Below are 18,715 nucleotides of genomic sequence, written 5' to 3'. Positions count from 1 at the left end.
TCGCTCACGAGCTCGCTCGGCGCGAGGAAAAGCTCACTCCTGGTCGGGAAGGGCATAGGTCGCGGTCACCAACGCCACCGGCGCGTCGTCGCCGGCAGAGAAGAGCTGCACCTCGCCGACCGCCAGGCGCCGGCCCAGCTTGACCACGCGAGCGTTGGCGATCAGGTCACGGTCGCCACGGGCGCGCCGCAGGAAGTGGCAGTTGAGATTCGCGGTCACCGCCATCGGCTCCGGGCCGATCTGGGCCAGTATCGCCACATACAGGCAGACATCGGCCAGTCCCATCATCGTCGGGCCGGAGACGCTGGCGCCGGGACGCAGATGCTCGTCCTCGATGGCCAGGCTCATGGTGGCGCGCATGTGGTCGACGCCCTCGATCGTGCCGTCACGCTGGGGAAAGACGTCATCGAGGAAGTCCTGGATGGCGGCGGCGGTCATCACGGTCATGGCTTGGCTCCGGCAGGCGACGTGGGCTCCAGATAACCCGATCACGATAGCCCAGGCGAGCGACGGCGCACAGTCGTCACCGGTCGTGTCTATCAACGCGAGCGCCCCTGCGGTCAGACCGCAGGGGCGCTCGTAGCGCGTAACCCGTCGCGATTCCTCGTCTCGATTACTTGGCCTTGTGCACGGCACGCCAGTGATGCAGCAGCGGCTCGGTGTAACCGGAAGGCTGAACGCGACCCTTGAAGATCAGGTCACTGGCCGCCTGGAAGGCAGTGGAGGCCGAGAAATCGGCACTCATCGGCACGTACGCAGGGTCACCCGCATTCTGTTCGTCGACCACCTTGGCCATGCGCTCCAGGGTCGCCTGGATGCGCCCGGCGTCGACCACCCCGTGGTGCAGCCAATTGGCCAACAGCTGGCTGGCGATACGCAACGTCGCGCGATCTTCCATCAGGCCGACGTCATGGATATCCGGCACCTTGGAGCAGCCCACGCCATGCTCCACCCAGCGCACCACGTAGCCAAGGATGCCCTGGCAGTTGTTGTCGAGCTCCTGCTGGATCTCGTCATCGCTCCAGTTCGGATTCTCGGCCACCGGCACGGTCAGCAGGTCATCGAGGAAGTCCGGTTCACCCTGGCTTTCCAGTTCGCGCTGCACCTCGGTGACATCCACCTGATGGTAGTGCAGGGCGTGCAGGGCAGCGGCGGTGGGCGACGGCACCCAGGCGGTGTTGGCACCGGCCTTGGGGTGGCCGATCTTCTGCTCGAGCATCGCCGCCATCAGGTCCGGCATGGCCCACATGCCCTTGCCGATCTGGGCGCGGCCGCGCAGGCCGCAGGCCAGGCCGACCTGGACATTGTTACGCTCGTAGGCGCCGATCCAGGCCGAGCTCTTCATCTCGCCCTTGCGGATCATTGGCCCGGCTTCCATGGCGGTGTGCATCTCGTCGCCGGTGCGGTCGAGGAAGCCGGTGTTGATAAACACCACCCGCGAGGTCGCCTCATTGATACACGCCTTGAGATTCACCGAGGTGCGGCGCTCCTCGTCCATGATGCCCATTTTCAGGGTATCGCGCGTCAGGCCCAGGATGTCCTCGACGCGGCCGAACAGGGTGTTGGAGAACGCCACCTCCTTCGCCCCGTGCATCTTCGGCTTGACGATGTAGACCGAGCCACTGCGCGAGTTGCGCGGCTCGTCGGCGCCCTTCTTGAGGTCGTGAATGGCGATCAGCGAGGTCATCACGGCATCGAGGATGCCTTCCGGCAGTTCGTTGCCCTCGGCATCGAGCACCGCCGGTGTGGTCATCAGATGGCCGACGTTACGCACGAACATCAGCGAGCGCCCTGGCAGGGTCACGGTACCGCCGCGGGTGTCGGTCCAGGTGCGATCGGGGTTGAGGCGGCGGGTAATGGTCTTGCCGCCCTTTTCCACCTGTTCTTCCAGATCGCCCTTCATCAGCCCCAGCCAGTTGGCATAGACCCCAACCTTGTCCTCGGCGTCCACCGCCGTCACGGAATCTTCGCAGTCCATGATCGCGGTCAGAGCAGCCTCGACAACCAAGTCCTTGACGCCGGCCGGATCGGTCTTGCCGATCGGGTGGCTCGGGTCGATCTGGATCTCCAGATGCAGGCCGTGATTGACCAACAGGATTGCCTCAGGGCTGGCGGCATCGCCGTCGAAGCCCACCAGCTTGCCCGGGTCCTTGAGGCCGGTATCGCGGCCGCCCTCGAGGGTGACGATCAGGTGACCATCACGCAATGCGTAGTTGACGGCGTCACGATGCGAGCCGGTCGCCAGCGGTGCGGCACGATCCAGAACGCTGCGCGCATAGGCGATGACCTTCTCGCCACGCTTGGGATTGAAACTCGTGCCTTTCTCGGCGCCGTCCGCTTCGGAGATCGCATCGGTACCATACAAGGCATCATAGAGGCTGCCCCAGCGGGCGTTGCCGGCGTTGAGGGCATAGCGGGCGTTGTTGACCGGAACCACCAGCTGCGGACCGGCCTGGACGGCGACTTCGCGATCGACATTGGCGGTCGTTACGCTGACCCTGGACGGCGATTCGACCAGATAGCCGACCTCGCCCAAGAAGGCCCGATAGGCGGCCATGTCGCGCACCGGACCAGGATTCTCGCGATGCCAGGTATCGAGGGTTTCCTGCAGGCGGTCGCGCTCGGCGAGCAATTCGTGGTTCGTCGGGGTCAGATCATGGAAGAGGGCATCCACGCCGGACCAGAAGGCCTCGGGGTCGACGCCAGTACCGGGAAGTGCACGCTCGTTGATGAAACGGTCCAACTCGGCGGCCACCTGCAGACGGTGGCGAGTGACACGTTCGGTCATGGATGGATCTCCTCGTGCTTGGCAGCCGGTCGGTGACGAGGCCGGCCAGGGAATAGAAACAGCGTGGGGATGAATTTTGTGGAAAATACTTCCATTTGTAAACCCATCAACCCGCAATGTCATGTCGAACTCGACCAAAAGAACAAGCCACTTAAGCCTCGACCGCTTGCCTCGAACGGAATTCAGTGACTCACCTAGCGGCATGACGCTAGCATGGCCCAGCGTTGCGGAGGATGCGATGAGTGATTTTACCCCACTGCAGGCTTTGGGCCCGGTTCGTCTGGTCGAACTGACCGAGCAGGTAGCCGGTCGAGGCCACCTCGAGCATTACCTGACCCATTATGGGCTAGCACCGCTGCTGGTCGACCATGTAGGCCTTTACGCCGGTTACGTGGACGCTCCGCCCTTTCGCCTCTGGACGCAGGTGTGGAGCCCAGACGCCCCGATCGGGACGGCTTTCGTGGTGCACGGCTATTTCGATCATCTGGGACTGTATCGCCACCTTCTGGAACGGCTGCTCGATCGCGGTTGGCGGGTGGTACTCTGGGATCTGCCCGGCCATGGCCTGTCGAGCGGGCCGCGCGCCTCCATCAACGATTTTGAAGACTATGGCCGCTGTCTACGTGCCCTGCAGCAGCAGCTTGACGCCCAGGACATGGCGCCGCGTCCCTGGCTCGGCATCGGCCAAAGCACCGGGGCGGCAATACTCGCCACCGATGCCCTTGCCCGCGGCGATGACCAGCACTGGGCCGGTCTTGCCCTGCTGGCGCCGCTGGTGCGTCCCTGGGGGTGGAATCAATCGAGCTGGCTGCATCGTCTTGTGGAGCCGTTCGTGAGCTCGATACCGCGCAAGTTTCGCGATAACTCGACCGACGCCGAATTCGCCACCTTCCTCCGCGAAGGCGACCCTCTGCAGGCGCAGCGTCTGGAAATGGAATGGGTCAGCGCCATGCGCCGCTGGATGCCCCAGCTGCTCGCGCTGACCCCCAGCAATGTGCCGACGCTGATCCTGCAAGGCGAGCAGGACCTGACGGTGGACTGGGAATGGAACCTCGCGGTGCTCGAGAACAAGTTTCCCAATGCCGAGATCCACCGCCATCCTGAGGCTCGTCATCATCTGGTCAACGAAGCCGAGCCGATCCGCAAGGCCTTGTTCAAGACCCTCGACCGCTTCGTTGCTACGCTGGAACCTGATGCCACGCATCTGGCTGGCGCGCCCCCGGAGACCCGACGCCGATGAATGCTCGTCCCGCATCCCTTCCAGCAACCCTGCTGATAGTCCTTCTGACGACCCAACTGGTCGGATGCGCCGGTGCGCCCGAGCGCCCCGAAACCCTCCGCCAGGCACTCTATGGTCTCGGTGAAGTGGCCGCCGAGCGCGTCCTCGCCGCGCCGGCGCTCCCCTCGCCAGGCACCAGCCAGGTACTGCTGCTGGCGACCCCGGAGGTCGACCCCACCCTGGGCATCGACCAGGAGCGGCTACGCGAGAGCCTGACCCGGGCGCTGCTGGGCGCCACCGACGGCCCGCAGGTCCTCAACTGGAGCGACGTCATGAGAGAGGGCGGAGGCGATAACCAGTGGCGCTTGGAAAGTCGGCTGGACGCCGACGGCCCACGCCTGACCCTTTCCGACCGCGACCTGCTGCCCTATCGGTTGACCCTGGCACTGCGCCGCCCTGGCAGTGAGACCGCACTGTGGACCACCGACATCAGCGGGGCCCTGGATGCCAGCGCGCTCTAGGAGGCAGTGGGGACTTATCGCTTGAGCAGACGATCCAACTGTCGATAACCGATCGCCTCGATCAGCTGATCACGCTCGGGATGCGGCAAGCCGGCCAGATCGGCCAAGGTCAAGGCCACCCTCAGCACGCGATGGTAGGCCCGCGCCGACAGCTTGAGCCGTTCCAGCACCCCGGCCAGCCAGGCGCGATCGCCCGTCGAGAGGGCGCAAGCGGCCTCGAGCTCGCGCCCAGCCAGTTGGGCGTTGAGTGATCTCCGTTCCAACTGGCGTTGCCGAGCGACCATGACGCGCTCTCGAACCACCGCCGAAGGCTCTCCGGCCACCCGCGAGGTGAGCTGTTCGGGCGGCAGGGCCGGAACCTCCACCTGAAGATCGATGCGGTCGAGCAACGGCCCGGATAATCGAGCCTGGTAGCGCTGGATCTGCGCCGCAGTACACTGACAGCGCTGGCGTGGGTCGCCGAGGTGGCCGCAGGGGCAGGGATTCATTGCCGCCACCAACTGGAAGCGTGCCGGAAAGCGGCGCTCGTGATTGGCCCGCGCGATATGGATGCGCCCCGATTCCATGGGTTCGCGCATCACCTCCAGCACGTGACGCGAAAACTCGGGAAGCTCGTCCAGGAACAACACCCCATGGTGAGCCAGGGAGATTTCACCGGGACGCGGCCGAGAGCCGCCACCCACGAGAGCGACGGCGCTGGCGGTATGGTGTGGCGAACGGAAGGGACGACGTCCCCATTCTTCACGCAGCGCCAATCCGCTTACCGAACGAATGGCGGCGACTTCCAAGGCCTCCTCCTCGCTGAGCGGCGGCAGAATGCCGGGAAGACGACTGGCCAGCATGGTCTTGCCGGTACCCGGCGGCCCGGCAAACAGAAGATTATGCCCCCCGGCCGCGGCGACCTCCAATGCCCGGCGTGCCTGGTGCTGACCGCGCACCTCGGCCAGATCGGCGCCCAGATCCACCGCCGGCGCCGGTCGCTCGAGACGGTGCGCCGGAATCGGTGTCTGGCCGAGCAGGTGGGCCACCACCTCGAGCAGATGATCGGCGGCGATGACCTGCAGGTCGCCGGCCAGTGCCGCCTCATCGGCATTGGCACGCGGCACGATGAGCTTCCTGCCGGCTGAGCGAGTGGCGAGCGCCAACGGCAAGACGCCGTTTACCTGGCGAAGCCGACCATCCAGGGCTAGCTCACCGACGCACTCCAGACCCTCGAGGGCTTCTGGCGGCACCTGACCAGACGCCACCAGCAAACCTAGGGCGATGGGCAGATCGAAGCGCCCGCCGTCCTTGGGCAGATCGGCGGGCGATAGGTTCAGGGTAATGCGGCGCGTATTGGGAAAATCGAAGCCGGCATTGACCAAGGCGCTGCGGACGCGTTCGCGGCTCTCCTTGACGGCGGTCTCGGGCAGGCCCACCAGGGTCATGCCGGGCAGGCCGTTGGCCAGATGCACCTCGACCTGCACTTCTGGCGCCTCGAGACCGAGCCCGGCACGGGTATGGATGATTGCCAGCGTCATAAAGGCGCCCTTCGCCGCGAATGTGCCCTTAGGCTACCCCAGGTCGGCACGCCTCGCCCAATGACGCAGCGGATTACGGATTCCTCTTGTCGTCGCGGGGCTCGTTGTCTAGCGCAGAATGGCCTGGCGTGGAAGGCCCCTTTGCGCCTGGCTCGTCAGCCGTCACATCGGGAGTCGGCGACGCCTGAGAGGGCTTATCTGCCGCTTTTTTGGCCACACCTTCGCCTGCTGTTGCGCCTGTGGCGGTCCAATCCGTCTCAGTACCTTGCGCAGTCGTGGTCGATGGATTGCCCTGTACCGCTTTTTCCAGCTCAGCGACCTGCTTTTCCAGCGCCTCGATCCGGCCCCGGGTGCGCTGTAGAACATCCATCAGGATGTCGAAATCCTCGCGCGACACCAGCTCGAGGCGGTCGACGGCGCCACGCACCACCTGTTGAATCCCTTTCTGCATTTCCTCGGGGGCCCGCGAGGCGCCTTGCAAACGGTCGCCGATCTGCTGGGCCAGGCGGCTAATACGGTCATGGCTCACCATGGGGTCTCTCCTGATTAATGAAGTGCCTGACCACAGGATACGCAAGGCGTCGATGATACGCATGCTCTCCCGCCATGCTCTCTTTTAGCGCACATGCACCGCCGCAAAGCACCAAATCGGTGCACTATAACTGTCTCTACACGACGACAGCCGTATAAAGCGCCGAAACAATCTCACTATCTTACTGAAATAATTGATGACTACTGGCTTCTGGCATGCTTTACGCATGGTCGCAATCGTCATGCATCGGCGGCAAGTTGCCGTCACTAACTCAGTAGTGGAGATACGGGATGAAGCTCATCACCGCCATCATCAAGCCATTCAAGCTCGACGACGTTCGCGAGGCGCTGGCCGAGAACGGCGTACAGGGAATTACCGTCACCGAGGTCAAGGGCTTTGGCCGCCAGAAGGGCCACACCGAGCTCTACCGTGGGGCGGAATACGTGGTCGACTTCCTGCCCAAGGTCAAGGTGGAAGTCGCTGTCGACGACGCGCGACTCGAAGGGGTGCTCGACGCCATCTGCACCTCCGCCAACAGCGGCAAGATCGGCGACGGCAAGGTCTTCGTCACGCCACTCGAGGATGTCATCCGCATCCGCACCGGCGAGCGCGGTGCCGACGCCGTCTGAAGTCGCTTACCGATCCCCTCTACGGAGAGTTCCCTATGAATGATATTCCCGAACTTGTCGAGCTGATGTACGCCGTCGACACCTTCTACTTTCTGATCTGCGGCGTGCTGGTCATGTGGATGGCCGCCGGCTTCTCGATGCTCGAGGCCGGCCTGGTGCGCTCAAAGAATACCGCCGAGATCCTGACCAAGAACGTCGCGCTGTTCGCCATTGCCTGCACCATGTATCTGCTGCTCGGCTACTACCTGATGTACTCCAGCAGTGCCGGCGGCATCCTGCCCAATCTGGGCTTTCTGATCGGTGGCGAGAATACCGTCGACGCCATCACCTCCGGTGAAGAGGGCGCACCCTACTACTCCATGCGCTCCGATTTCTTCTTCCAGGTGGTGTTCGTGGCGACCGCCATGTCCATCGTCTCCGGTGCCGTGGCCGAGCGCATGAAATTGTGGGCCTTCCTGGCCTTCGCCGTGGTGATGACGGGTGTTATCTACCCTACCTCCGGCTACTGGACCTGGGGCGGCGGCTGGCTCTCCGAGGTCGGCTATTCGGATTATGCCGGTTCCGGCATCGTGCACCTGGCAGGTGCTGCGGCAGCCCTCGCTGGTGTGCTGGTGCTCGGGCCGCGTAAGGGCAAGTACGGCAAGGATGGCAGCATCTACGCGATTCCCGGTGCCAACTTACCGTTGGCGACCCTGGGTACGTTTATCCTGTGGATGGGCTGGTTCGGCTTCAACGGCGGCTCTGAATTGAAGCTCTCCGATGCGGCGTCCGCCAACAATGTCGCCCAGGTATTCGTAAACACCAACGCCGCGGCCGCCGGTGGCGTGATCGCCGCGCTGATCCTGGCCAAGCTGTGGTTCCGCAAGGCCGACTTGACCATGGCCCTGAACGGCGCCCTGGCCGGCCTGGTCGCCATCACCGCCGATCCCCTGTCGCCCTCCGCGCTAGGCGCCGCCATGATCGGTGCCGTGGGTGGCCTGATCGTCGTCGCCGCCATCGTCGCCTTCGACAAGCTCAAGATCGACGATCCGGTCGGTGCCATTTCGGTGCACGGCGTGGTCGGCATCTGGGGCGTGATGGTCGTGCCGCTGACGAATGGTGATGCCAGCTTCGGTGCACAGATCATTGGTATCCTCGGCATCTTCGGCTGGGTGTTCGGTGCAAGCCTGATCGTCTGGCTGATCCTCAAGGCCATCATGGGTGTTCGCGTCAGCGAAGAAGAAGAATACGAAGGGGTCGACCTGGCCGAGTGTGGCCTGGAAGCCTACCCGGAGTTTAGCGCCTCGAAGAAATGAGGCGACATACCGAGTGAGCCGGTCGGCTCCTACTGGCCTCCTTAGGGAGGCCTTTTTTCTTCCCAGGCCACGCGGTGTATGCTTGTCTCCAACGCCACCTCACACGCGCGATGGTGACCGCCATCGTCACCCGGACAGGACGAGGACAGAGATCATGAAACTGGTAACCGCCATCATTAAACCCTTCAAGCTGGACGACGTGCGTGAATCCCTCTCCGAAATTGGCGTTCAGGGCATCACCGTGACTGAGGTCAAGGGCTTTGGTCGGCAGAAAGGCCATACCGAGCTCTATCGCGGCGCCGAATATGTGGTCGACTTTCTCCCCAAAGTGAAACTGGAAGTCGCCATTGACGACGACATGGCCGACAAGGTGATCGACGCCATCACGCAAGTCGCCAACACGGGCAAGATCGGCGACGGCAAGATCTTCGTCATGCCGATGGAGCAGGTGATCCGCATCCGTACCGGCGAGACCGGAAAAGACGCGGTCTAAGCGCCGAGCGACGAGCGCCGAGCGCCGAGCGCCGAGCGCCGAGCGCCGAGCGCCACAGGATGATGCCACCGGTTGTTGTAACGTCCACGAAGAAACCCCGCCGGATTCCACATCCCGCGGGGTTTATCGTTTTCAACCTCTTCACCCGCCGTATCTGCCGGGCGCTAGGCGCTTGCAGCTGGGCGCTTACTTCTCCACGAAGGCGCGCTCGATCACGTAGTCACCGGGCTCACCCATCCGCGGCGAAATCGTGAAGCCGAGATCGTCGAGCAGGCCGCTGGTGTCGTCAAGCATCGCCGGGCTACCGCAGATCATCGCACGGTCCTGGCGCGGATCCAGCGGCGGCAGGCCGGTATCCTCGGCCAGCTTGCCACTGCGGATATGGTCGGTCAGCCGACCCTGGGTGTGGAAGTCCTCACGAGTCACGGTGGGGTAATAAACCAGCTTCTCGCTGATCTCCTCGCCGAGGTACTCATGAGCGGGCAGTGCCTTTTGAATGAACTCCGCGTAGGCGAGTTCGCTGACGTTACGTACCCCGTGAATCAGCACAATCTTCTCGAAGCGCTCGTACGCTTCAGGGTCCTGGATCAGGCTCATGAACGGGGCGAGCCCGGTGCCGGTGGAAAACAGGTAGAGATTACGGCCCGGCAACAGGTCATCGGTGACCAGGGTGCCGGTAGGCTTGCGGCTGACCATGATCTGGTCGCCAACCTGCAGGTGCTGGAGCCGTGAGGTGAGCGGGCCGTCCGGCACCTTGATGCTGAAGAACTCTAGATGATCCTCGTAATTGGGGCTGGCAATAGAATAGGCCCGCATCAGTGGCTTGCCGGCAACCTCGAGGCCGATCATCACGAACTGACCGTTCTTGAAACGCAGACTGCGCTCACGCGTGGTGCGAAAGCTGAACAAGGTGTCGTTCCAATGGTGAACACTCAGGACTTCTTCCAGGGCGAACTTGCTCATGCCGACTCCTCGATATTCCCGATTCGAATAATTTGTCTTGATTAGATTTGATAACAATTCTAAGAGACCGGCGAATATCTGTTAAATGGTTTGTATGGATATCGATCATCTATAATATAGATATACAGACTGAGGAGCCGGTTCATGCGCTATACCCTGCGTCAGCTAGAAGTCTTCATCGCCGTGGCCCAATACGAGAGCGTCTCGCGCGCCGCCAAGGTACTGGCGCTCTCGCAGTCGGCGGCGAGCACGGCGCTGGGCGAACTCGAGCGTCAGTTCGATTGCCAGCTACTGGATCGAATCGGCAAGCGGTTGAAGCTCAATGCCTTGGGCTTCCAACTCCTGCCCAAGGCCGTGGCCCTGCTTGACCGCGCCGAGGAAGTCGAGGAGCTGCTGCGGGGCCAGCAGGGCGTGGGATCGCTGGACGTGGGCGCCACCCTGACCATCGGCAACTATCTGGCGACGCTGCTGATCAGCGACTTCATGCAGCGCCACCCCGGAAGCCGAGTGCGACTGTCGGTGCGCAACACTCGCGCCATCATCGACCGTATACGCCAGCACGAGCTGGACCTAGGGCTGATCGAGGGACAGTGCGAAGACGACGACGTCATTACCCAGCCCTGGGTAGAAGACGACCTGGCGGTGTTCTGCTCGCCACGCCATGCGCTGGCCGGAAAGGGGCCGATCGAACTGGACCGACTGCTGAGAGAGGACTGGATCATGCGTGAGCAGGGCTCGGGCACCCGCCTGACCCTGGAACAGGCCGCCCGGCACCGTCGCGGTCGCTTCAATACCTTGCTGGAACTGGAACACACCGAAGGGATCAAGCGGGCCGTCGAGTCGGGTTTAGGCATTGGCTGCGTGTCACGACTGGCCCTGCGGGATGCCTTCCGTCGCGGCAGTCTGGTGCCTATTCCGACGCCCGAACTCGACCTTAGCCGCCAGTTCAGCTTCATCTGGCACCGTCACAAGTACCTGGCCACCGGCATGCGTGAATTCTTGCGGCTGTGCCGGCAAATGACCGAGGGCGTCAAGCGCAGCGACGAGATCGATCTGCCCCATGTGGGCTGACGTTCATCACTAAGGCAGGCCATCCCCGACAACTGACGCCGGACAGGGGCCGAACACCAGTTGTCGGGCAAACTTGCGTAGTCAGGGGAGGACAGGCCTCACTCAGCGTAGATCACTGACTGCATCCTGGATGCTTTCCAAGCTGCCCTTGGAGAGATCCTTGGAGAGGGTGTGGATTACCCGCTTGGCAGTGGGGCCGTCGAGCTTGTCGCGAAGCCGACCCAGAAAACGCGGCGGCGCCACCAGGATCAGCTTTTCCAGCGTGTTTTCGACGCGTGCCCGATAGAGACGCTCGGACACCTGTTTGGCGAAGATTTCATCTTCATGATTCGTGGCAGAGTTTTCCTGGCCTGAGGAGCGCGAGGTAGTCGATGTCGACTCGTGCACGTCGCCTCCACGATCGGTCACCAGATCGCCTTCGTGCAGTCGACCCTCGGCGTGCACCAGGCTCTCCTGCTCGACCAGCTTGAGCGCATCACGGGTGAAGATCCTGGCCCGTGCTGCATCTGCTACCACGATATAGGTTGTCATAGCCGCTCCTTGAGGCGGGGGGAGATACGACGCAGGCCTGCCCTATCCGGGCTTCCTGCCTTTGTTGCATATTCAAGTATTGCAGATTCAAGAACTGCACGTTAAAGATTGGCAAGGCCCCCTCGAAGGGTCAACAGCGGTGCGGGCTAATTGCTCTGCAGTGCTGCAGCGCCGCGAAAACTGGAGTAGCATTCCCAAGGGCCAGTACGGAGACTGGTTCGCTCATCGCCTTGATGCGTTATTCCCGGGAGGACTCCGATGCTACAGTTCCTGTTTCCCCGCCGCCCACTCGCCCGCTCCACCCTGCTGACCTGCCACCTGCTGCTGCAGTTGGGTCTGGTGATTGGGGCAGCGTTGTGGCTGGTTCCCCGTACGCCTTGGGTGGCTCCCGTCGCCTGGGTCAACGTCTGGCCGACGCTGGCACTCGGCGTTGCCGCTTGGCTGCTGAGCGCCATCGGCCTGCGGCTGCTGGCCGAGTTGTGGCTGCTGCCTTACCACCTCTCGAACCTTCGACCCGGCTTCACGCCCGGCGCCGTCATCACCCGCTCCTTCGAGCGCCGTCCCGCCGTACACGACGAGGACGACTCCTGGACCAGCGAGGCGCGTCCGGTGGACACCGACACAGGCGTGGTCGGCAGTGCCCGGGTGAGACGACCCGCCGAACGCCTGCGTCCTCAAGCCGCCAACCACGAGCCGACCGTCGATCTGGCCGATGCCGACCCGCTAGGCAAGGGCTCACCCTGAACGCTGCTCCAGCGGCAGGCTACGCAACCCCAGCAGCACGACGACAGCCGCGGCCGCGCCCAGGCCGTTGGCGAGGATATCGGCCCAGTCGCCACCGCCGCGGCCGGCGACCGGGATCTGCAGTAACTCGATGGCGATACCGAAACTCAACGCGGCCACAAAAGCGAGTGGCAGACGCACGCCAGCGAGGCCCATCAGTCCTGATAAACCGGCGTAGCCGATGAAATGATTCGCCTTGTCCCACGGCAGGTTCGAGGGCATCTCGTTTCCCGGGACGAGACTGCCAAAAGCGATCATCAACGCCGCTAGTCCGGCCAGCAGCGCCCAGCGGCGGCGCCACTTGCTATCCTCGCTCCAGGCTACCCGCCGCAGCCACTCAACCATGCTGAATCTGGCGATGATAGGCAGGGCTCAGCTCGTGCAGGGCGTCCATGAAAGCGGTGACATGCGCCGGATCGGTGAACTGGCTGATGCCGTGGCCAAGATTGAAGATATGCCCCGGCCCGCTGCCGTAGCTGTCCAGAACCCGCGCGACCTCGGCACGGATCGCCGTGGGGCGGGCGAACAGCACGTTGGGGTCGAGATTGCCCTGCAGGGCGACTCGCTTTCCGACACGCGCACGCGCATCGGAAAGCTCAGTGCTCCAGTCCAGCCCCAGGGCGTCGGCCCCCGAGGTGGCCATGTCCTCGAGCCACTGCCCACCATTCTTGGTGAACAGGATCACCGGCACCCGACGACCCTCGTGCTCGCGGATCAGACCCGCGACGATCTGCTCCATATAGCGCAGCGAGAACTCCAGGTAGGCCGGGGTCGACAGCGACCCGCCCCAGGTATCGAAGATCTGCACCACCTGAGCGCCGGCGCGGATCTGGGCGTTGAGGTAATCGGTGACCGCATGCGCCAGGGTATCGAGCAATCGGTGCATAGTGTCGGGAGTGTCGTAGAGCATCGTCTTGACGTGACGGAAGTCCTTGCTGGAAGCGCCTTCCACCATGTAGGTCGCCAGCGTCCAGGGGCTGCCGGTGAAGCCGATCAGCGGCACCCGGCCGTTGAGTTCACGACGGATCGTCGCGACCGCCCGCATCACGTAATCGAGATCGCGCTCGGCATCCGGCGCCACCAGCGCCTTGACGTCGGCGGTGGTGCGCACCGGCTTGCGAAATTTCGGCCCCTCGCCGGTCTCAAAATACAACCCCAGGCCCATGGCATCGGGAATTGTCAGGATGTCCGAGAACAGGATGGCCCCGTCCAGGGGGTAGCGCTCCAGCGGCTGCAGGGTCACTTCGCAGGCTCGATCCTGATCGCGACACAGGTCCATGAAGCTGCCAGCCTCGCCCCGCACCTGTCGATATTCGGGAAGGTAACGGCCGGCCTGACGCATCATCCATACCGGCGTACGATCCACCGGTTGGCGCGCCAGGGCGCGCAGCAAGCGATCATTCTTGAGTTCCATGCAGGCGCTCATCCACGGGAAATGTGGGCGCTATTGTACCCGAACATCCGAGCCCGAACAGCGCGCCAGCGCCTGACGCTGGCCTTACGATTCGTGAGCCCGTCGCGGCTTCCTGTTAGAATGGCCGTCCACCCGCCGCCACCGCCCTGCCGTGGACAAAAAAGAAGGGCCTGACACCGAGGTATTTCGTGACGATCCGATTCATCGCCGACTCCCGGCTACCCACTCCTTGGGCCACCTTCACCATGCATGGCTTCGAAGACGACGCCACCGGCAAGGATCATATTGCCCTGACGTTAGGCGAAGTGGCCGACAGTGCACCGGTGCTGGGGCGGGTGCACTCCGAGTGTCTAACCGGCGATGCGCTGTTCTCGATGCGTTGCGACTGCGGTTATCAACTTCAGGAAGCGCTCAAGCGCATTGCCGAGGAAGGTCGGGGAGTGCTGCTCTACCTGCGTCAGGAGGGTCGCGGCATCGGCTTGCTCAACAAGATTCGCGCCTATCACCTCCAGGACAAGGGCGCCGACACCGTGGAGGCCAACGAGCAGCTGGGCTTCGGTGCCGACTTGCGCCGTTACGATCTCTGTGTGCCGATGCTCGACCATCTAGGAATCAATGCCCTGCGGCTGATGACCAATAACCCGCGCAAGGTCGAGGCGTTATCCCGTGACGGCGTCACCATTAGCGAGCGGCTCCCCATTACCACTGGCCTCAATCCGCACAACGAGCAGTACCTCACCACCAAGGCCGGCAAGCTCGGCCACCTGATGGCACTGGATGATTTCACCCAGGCCAGCGACGTCGACATCGAACGCAAGCCCTGAGTCCGAAAGAGGTCAGCGATGGCCTGCGATATTTCGGGACCTTGGGGATCCCGGCCTATGCCCATGAACGTCTCATAACTGGCGATTCCAGGCTAAGGGCTATGAGCCTCCATCTACAACCTGCACTTCTGGCGATTCCGCAACACTGCGTTCGCCAGCGCACAGTAAGTACGTGCCGAAAGGGTCATCATTAGGGGGACGTGGCAAAGGATATGTATAAACAAGGACGTTGCTTCCCGCGCTGAAAACGTAATAACGCAGCCCTATAAAGAGTAATGTTCATGAATACCCCGAAACTTAAATCCAATTCATTCGAGAAAGTAAAATCAACTTCATTTGATGTTGAAGTCCTAGAGTTCTGGGGCGAGCGGGCGCGGATTCAACTGTCTTACATGGACGCAAATGCAGCGTATCTTGACTGAGTTTCCCTGTCACATGAAAGAATCGTTAATCTACTGATGCACACTTCTGATGCGCCATGAAAAATGTTTCTGGCAATAGTGGGGGTGTTGATACCACGAAATATCGGACTCGAAAAAAGTAGCTCTCAAGGATTCGAGTTCAAATGGCCAACTTTTTAGTGACCCTATATTTTCTGGATCAATATGCCCCCGGCCCGACCTAATAGCTTACCAAGATGCGTAATCAGGAAAGGATAATAGAGGAATAGCCATTGAACCGCGACCCGGCATCTTCAGAGTTCGGCTTCACGCTTCTCGAAGAGTGGCTGCACAGCATCAGCCACGGCATCGGTGCCCTGTTGAGCCTTGCCGGCATGATCACGCTGATCCTGCTGGCCTCGCTGGCGCCCCAGGTCGATGTCTGGAAAGTGGTCGCGGTCAGCCTCTACGGTGCCACCCTGGTACTGCTCTATACCGCCTCGACCCTGTACCACGCCACGCAACGGCTGAAACTGAAACGGCTCTATCGGTTGCTGGATCACTGCGCCATCTATGCGCTGATCGCCGGCAGCTATACGCCCTTCCTGCTGGTCAACCTTCGCCATTCCGTTGGCTGGACATTGCTGACGATCATCTGGGCGCTAGCGCTCGCGGGGATCGTGCTCAAGCTGGTCTGGCCGAAACGCTTTGGCGTACTCCACGTCATCGTCTACCTCGCCATGGGCTGGCTGATCGTGTCGGCGTCCGGCGAGCTCGGAGAAGTCACTTCTGAGACCGGCCTGAGCCTGCTGGTGGCAGGTGGGCTCGCCTATACCGGCGGCGTGCTGTTCTTCGCGATCCGCGCCATACCCTATAACCACGCCATCTGGCACCTGTTCGTCATTGCCGGCAGCGTATGCCATTACCTCGCGGTCTATACCGATGTGTTGCCCTACCAGGCCTGACGCACCTCACCAGCAGCGCTAGAGCAATGACCTCATCAGGCGGCACGGGCCTCGCGGATGCGCTCGTAGGCATTGCCAATCTCGCTGGTACGCTGCTGGGCGAGTTCGCGCATGCTCTCGGGCAGCCCCTTGCCCGCCAGCTTGTCGGGGTGGTTCTGGCTCATCAGCCGGCGATAGGCCCTCTTGACCTCGGAGTCGCTGGCCTCCCTCTCGACCCCCAGTACCCGATAGGCATCGGTCAGCGCTTCTTCACTAGCCCCCTTCGAATTGGCGGCCGCGCCATGCAGCATGGCCTCGATCTGCTGGACCTCCGCCTCGCTGCAACCCAGTCCATGGGCCACGCGCAGGATCATGTCGTGCTCGGCAGGATGAAGCTCGCCATCGGCGGCAATGGCCGACAGCTGCACCTGGAGGAAGACTTGGCGCAGGGCCGTCGGGCCGGAGGTGAAACCGCGCACCTCGGCCAGTTCGGCATCGAGGTCGAAGTCATCGGCACGTCCGCGCTCGAAGGCCGCCCGGGCCTGGTCACGCTGCTCGCCCTGAAGGTGTAGCTGGTCGAAGAGCTTTTCGGCGATATCGCGCTCGTCCTTGGACACCTGCCCATCCGCCTGACACAGACAGCCCATGACAGAAAAGGTCGAGTTCATAAAACGCGATTGCGCCTGGGCCCGTGCCTTGCCCAGCACCCGCCGCACCCGGCGCCCGGCCCACCAGCCCAGGGCGCCGCCGACCAGCATGCCCAGCGGGCCGCCAATCGCCAGCCCCAGCAGGGCACCGATCATGATAAGAAACAGCATTGCAGCCTCGCTAAGAAAGAAGATGAAGGATCAAGCCTCGCCGCTCAGGCGCGCTCGTATGCTGGCCTCGATACCCGGGGCGTCCAGGCCGCATTCGCTCAGCAGTTCGGCCGGCTTGCCGTGCTCGACGAAGGCATCCGGCAGTCCGAGGTTGAGTACCGCCACCTTGACACCCTGGGAAGCGAGCAGTTCATTGACGGCGCTACCCGCCCCACCGGCGACCACGTTCTCTTCCAGCGTCACCAACAGGTCGTGCTCGGCGGCTGCCGCCAGCACGGCCTCATGATCCAGCGGCTTGATCGAGCGCATGTTGAGGTGGGTCGCGTCCAACGATTCGGCCACCGTCGAGGTCGGGACATTGAGGCTACCGAATGCCAGCAGCGCAATGCTGCGGCCCTGTCGGCGCCGCTGGGACTTGCCGATTTCGAGCGGCTCGAGATGCTCGGGAATTTCCGCACCTGGCCCGGTGCCACGCGGGTAGCGCACGGCTGCAGGGCCAGGATGGTGATAGGCGGCGCTGAGCATGGCCCGGCACTCCGCCTCGTCGGCGGGTGCGAGCACGACCATGCCGGGCACACAGCGCAGATAAGCGAGATCCAAGGCGCCATGATGGGTCGGACCGTCTTCGCCGACCAGCCCTGCGCGGTCGATGGCGAAGGTGACATCCAGCGACTGCACTGCCACGTCGTGGATCAGCTGGTCGTAGCCACGCTGCAGAAAAGTCGAGTAGATAGCGACAACCGGCTTCATGCCCTCGCAGGCCATGCCGGCGGCCAGGGTGACGGCGTGCTGCTCGGCGATCGCCACGTCGTAGTAGCGCTCCGGGTATTCCCGGGAAAAGCGGATCAGGTCCGAACCCTCGCGCATGGCGGGGGTGATGCCGATCAACCGCGGGTCGACAGCCGCCATGTCGCACAACCAGTCACCGAACACGCTGCAGTACTTTTTTGGCTTGGGCCGGTTTGGCTTGGGCGGAGTGGTGTTGGCCGGCGTGTTTTGGGGCTTGAGCGGTACCGGCGTATCGACCGGCTTTTCCGGCTCGCGCTTTTCCAGCTTGGTGATGGCGTGATAGCCGATGGGATCGGCTTCGGCGGGCAGGAAGCCGCGGCCCTTGCAGGTCTTGACGTGCAGGAACTGCGGCCCATCCAAATCACGCATGTTGTGCAGGGTATGCGTCAGCGCATCGAGGTCATGACCGTCGATAGGGCCGATGTAGTTGAAGCCCATCTCCTCGAACAGCGTGGCCGGACTGATCATGCCCTTCATGTGCTCTTCGGTGCGCCGCGCCAACTCGAGGGCGCCGGGCAGGTGAGAGAGGACCTTCTTGCCGCCCTCGCGCATGCTGATATAGGGCTTGCTGACCAGGATGCGTGCCAGATAGCTGGCCATGCCACCGACGTTCTCGGAGATCGACATCTCGTTGTCGTTGAGGATCACCAGCAGGTTGGCATCGACATGGCCGGCATGCGCCAGGGCCTCGAACGCCATGCCGGCGGTCAGGGCACCATCGCCGATGACCGTGCAGACGCGACGGTTCTCGCCACGCGTACGGGCAGCCAGTGCCATGCCCAGGGCCGCCGAGATAGAGGTGCTCGAGTGGCCCACGCCGAAAGTGTCGTATTCCGACTCGGTGCGGCGTGGAAAAGCCGCCAGACCGCCGTAGCAACGAATTCGGGTCATCGCCTCGCGCCGCCCCGTGAGAATCTTGTGCGGGTAGGCCTGATGTCCGACGTCCCAGACCAGGCGGTCGTAAGGCGTATCCAGCGCCTGGTGCAAGGCCACGGTGAGCTCCACCACGCCGAGCCCAGCGCCGAAATGGCCGCCAGAGACGCCCACGCTGTAGAGCAGATAGGCACGCAGCTCATCGGCCACCTGGATCAGCTGATCGAGGTCCATGGCTCGCAGGGCGGCCGGAGTATTCAGGGTGTCGAGCAGCGGCGTTGCCGGACGCTCGACGGGAATGTCGTCGAACAGCTTCATGGGCTCATCT

19 protein-coding genes are annotated in these 18,715 nt (G+C 63.0%); 9 read left to right on the top strand and 10 right to left on the bottom strand.

Annotation, left to right across the window (positions count from 1 at the left end):
- Nucleotides 1-33: 33 nt before the first annotated feature.
- Nucleotides 34-447: a PaaI family thioesterase gene (locus KG088_RS13415; RefSeq protein ID WP_213826110.1), complete on the bottom strand. Its 414-nt coding sequence runs from the start codon at nt 445-447 to the stop codon at nt 34-36.
- 166 nt (nt 448-613) lie between these two features.
- Nucleotides 614-2,788 (bottom strand): malate synthase G, encoded by a 2,175-nt coding sequence (locus KG088_RS13410; protein WP_213826107.1) that lies wholly within the window; start codon nt 2,786-2,788, stop codon nt 614-616.
- Between the two features lie 238 nt (nt 2,789-3,026).
- Between KG088_RS13410 and KG088_RS13405 the strand changes: the two genes are divergently transcribed.
- Complete coding sequence (locus tag KG088_RS13405) at nt 3,027-4,028, top strand: alpha/beta hydrolase (protein ID WP_213826105.1); 1,002 nt, start codon at nt 3,027-3,029, stop codon at nt 4,026-4,028.
- On the top strand, nt 4,025-4,528 hold the full coding sequence (locus KG088_RS13400) for a hypothetical protein (RefSeq protein WP_213826103.1): 504 nt from the start codon (nt 4,025-4,027) through the stop codon (nt 4,526-4,528). Before KG088_RS13405 ends, KG088_RS13400 begins: the two co-directional genes overlap by 4 nt.
- A gap of 14 nt (nt 4,529-4,542) precedes the next feature.
- Here KG088_RS13400 and KG088_RS13395 read toward each other — a convergent pair whose 3' ends face one another.
- Both KG088_RS13395 and KG088_RS20055 read right to left on the bottom strand, forming a co-directional pair.
- The gene (locus tag KG088_RS13395; protein ID WP_213826100.1) at nt 4,543-6,048 is read right to left on the bottom strand and encodes a YifB family Mg chelatase-like AAA ATPase; all 1,506 of its coding nucleotides are present in this window, start codon (nt 6,046-6,048) and stop codon (nt 4,543-4,545) included.
- A 73-nt stretch (nt 6,049-6,121) separates the two neighbouring features.
- Complete coding sequence (locus tag KG088_RS20055; RefSeq protein ID WP_213826252.1) at nt 6,122-6,580, bottom strand: accessory factor UbiK family protein; 459 nt, start codon at nt 6,578-6,580, stop codon at nt 6,122-6,124.
- A gap of 290 nt (nt 6,581-6,870) precedes the next feature.
- Between KG088_RS20055 and KG088_RS13385 the strand changes: the two genes are divergently transcribed.
- The 3 genes from KG088_RS13385 (at nt 6,871) to glnK (ending at nt 8,997) form a co-directional block, all read left to right on the top strand.
- Entirely contained in the window at nt 6,871-7,209 is a 339-nt protein-coding gene (locus tag KG088_RS13385) for a P-II family nitrogen regulator (RefSeq protein ID WP_213826098.1), read from the top strand.
- A 44-nt stretch (nt 7,210-7,253) separates the two neighbouring features.
- A complete protein-coding gene (locus KG088_RS13380) occupies nt 7,254-8,504 on the top strand; it encodes an ammonium transporter (protein ID WP_213826250.1) in 1,251 nt (416 codons plus the stop codon).
- A gap of 154 nt (nt 8,505-8,658) precedes the next feature.
- Nucleotides 8,659-8,997, top strand: a complete 339-nt coding sequence (gene glnK / locus KG088_RS13375) for a P-II family nitrogen regulator (protein ID WP_213826096.1) — start codon at nt 8,659-8,661, stop codon at nt 8,995-8,997.
- A gap of 186 nt (nt 8,998-9,183) precedes the next feature.
- Here glnK and KG088_RS13370 read toward each other — a convergent pair whose 3' ends face one another.
- Nucleotides 9,184-9,960, bottom strand: coding sequence for a ferredoxin--NADP reductase (locus KG088_RS13370; RefSeq protein WP_213826094.1), 777 nt, complete (start codon nt 9,958-9,960; stop codon nt 9,184-9,186).
- Nucleotides 9,961-10,104: 144 nt separating this feature from the next.
- On the opposite strand from KG088_RS13370, the gene KG088_RS13365 reads away from it, so the two are divergent.
- The gene (locus KG088_RS13365) at nt 10,105-11,031 is read left to right on the top strand and encodes a LysR family transcriptional regulator (RefSeq protein WP_213826092.1); all 927 of its coding nucleotides are present in this window, start codon (nt 10,105-10,107) and stop codon (nt 11,029-11,031) included.
- A gap of 102 nt (nt 11,032-11,133) precedes the next feature.
- Here KG088_RS13365 and KG088_RS13360 read toward each other — a convergent pair whose 3' ends face one another.
- Entirely contained in the window at nt 11,134-11,562 is a 429-nt protein-coding gene (locus KG088_RS13360; RefSeq protein WP_213826090.1) for a host attachment protein, read from the bottom strand.
- Between the two features lie 258 nt (nt 11,563-11,820).
- Here KG088_RS13360 and KG088_RS13355 point away from each other — a divergent pair, with 258 nt between their 5' ends.
- The gene (locus KG088_RS13355) at nt 11,821-12,306 is read left to right on the top strand and encodes a hypothetical protein (protein ID WP_213826088.1); all 486 of its coding nucleotides are present in this window, start codon (nt 11,821-11,823) and stop codon (nt 12,304-12,306) included.
- Here KG088_RS13355 and KG088_RS13350 read toward each other — a convergent pair.
- Together KG088_RS13350 and hemE are read right to left on the bottom strand one after the other, a co-directional pair.
- Complete coding sequence (locus KG088_RS13350; protein ID WP_213826086.1) at nt 12,298-12,690, bottom strand: VanZ family protein; 393 nt, start codon at nt 12,688-12,690, stop codon at nt 12,298-12,300. The genes KG088_RS13355 and KG088_RS13350 overlap by 9 nt on opposite strands.
- Entirely contained in the window at nt 12,683-13,759 is a 1,077-nt protein-coding gene (hemE, locus tag KG088_RS13345) for a uroporphyrinogen decarboxylase (RefSeq protein WP_213826084.1), read from the bottom strand. The genes KG088_RS13350 and hemE overlap by 8 nt, the downstream gene beginning before the upstream one ends.
- 188 nt (nt 13,760-13,947) lie before the next feature.
- Between hemE and ribA the strand changes: the two genes are divergently transcribed.
- Both ribA and trhA read left to right on the top strand, forming a co-directional pair.
- Nucleotides 13,948-14,583 (top strand): GTP cyclohydrolase II, encoded by a 636-nt coding sequence (ribA, locus tag KG088_RS13340; RefSeq protein WP_213826082.1) that lies wholly within the window; start codon nt 13,948-13,950, stop codon nt 14,581-14,583.
- 673 nt (nt 14,584-15,256) lie between these two features.
- Complete coding sequence (gene trhA, locus KG088_RS13335) at nt 15,257-15,928, top strand: PAQR family membrane homeostasis protein TrhA (protein ID WP_213826080.1); 672 nt, start codon at nt 15,257-15,259, stop codon at nt 15,926-15,928.
- A 35-nt stretch (nt 15,929-15,963) separates the two neighbouring features.
- Here the strand turns inward: trhA and djlA are convergent, their stop codons facing one another.
- Entirely contained in the window at nt 15,964-16,725 is a 762-nt protein-coding gene (gene djlA / locus KG088_RS13330) for a co-chaperone DjlA (RefSeq protein WP_213826078.1), read from the bottom strand.
- Between the two features lie 30 nt (nt 16,726-16,755).
- Nucleotides 16,756-18,705: a 1-deoxy-D-xylulose-5-phosphate synthase gene (dxs, locus tag KG088_RS13325; protein WP_213826076.1), complete on the bottom strand. Its 1,950-nt coding sequence runs from the start codon at nt 18,703-18,705 to the stop codon at nt 16,756-16,758.
- Nucleotides 18,706-18,715: the final 10 nt, after the last annotated feature.

The sequence above is a fragment of the Halomonas jincaotanensis genome (assembly GCF_018448785.1).
In the GTDB taxonomy this organism is placed as follows: Bacteria; Pseudomonadota; Gammaproteobacteria; order Pseudomonadales; family Halomonadaceae; genus Halomonas; species Halomonas jincaotanensis.
This window is presented reverse-complemented; position numbering and strand designations above follow the sequence as displayed.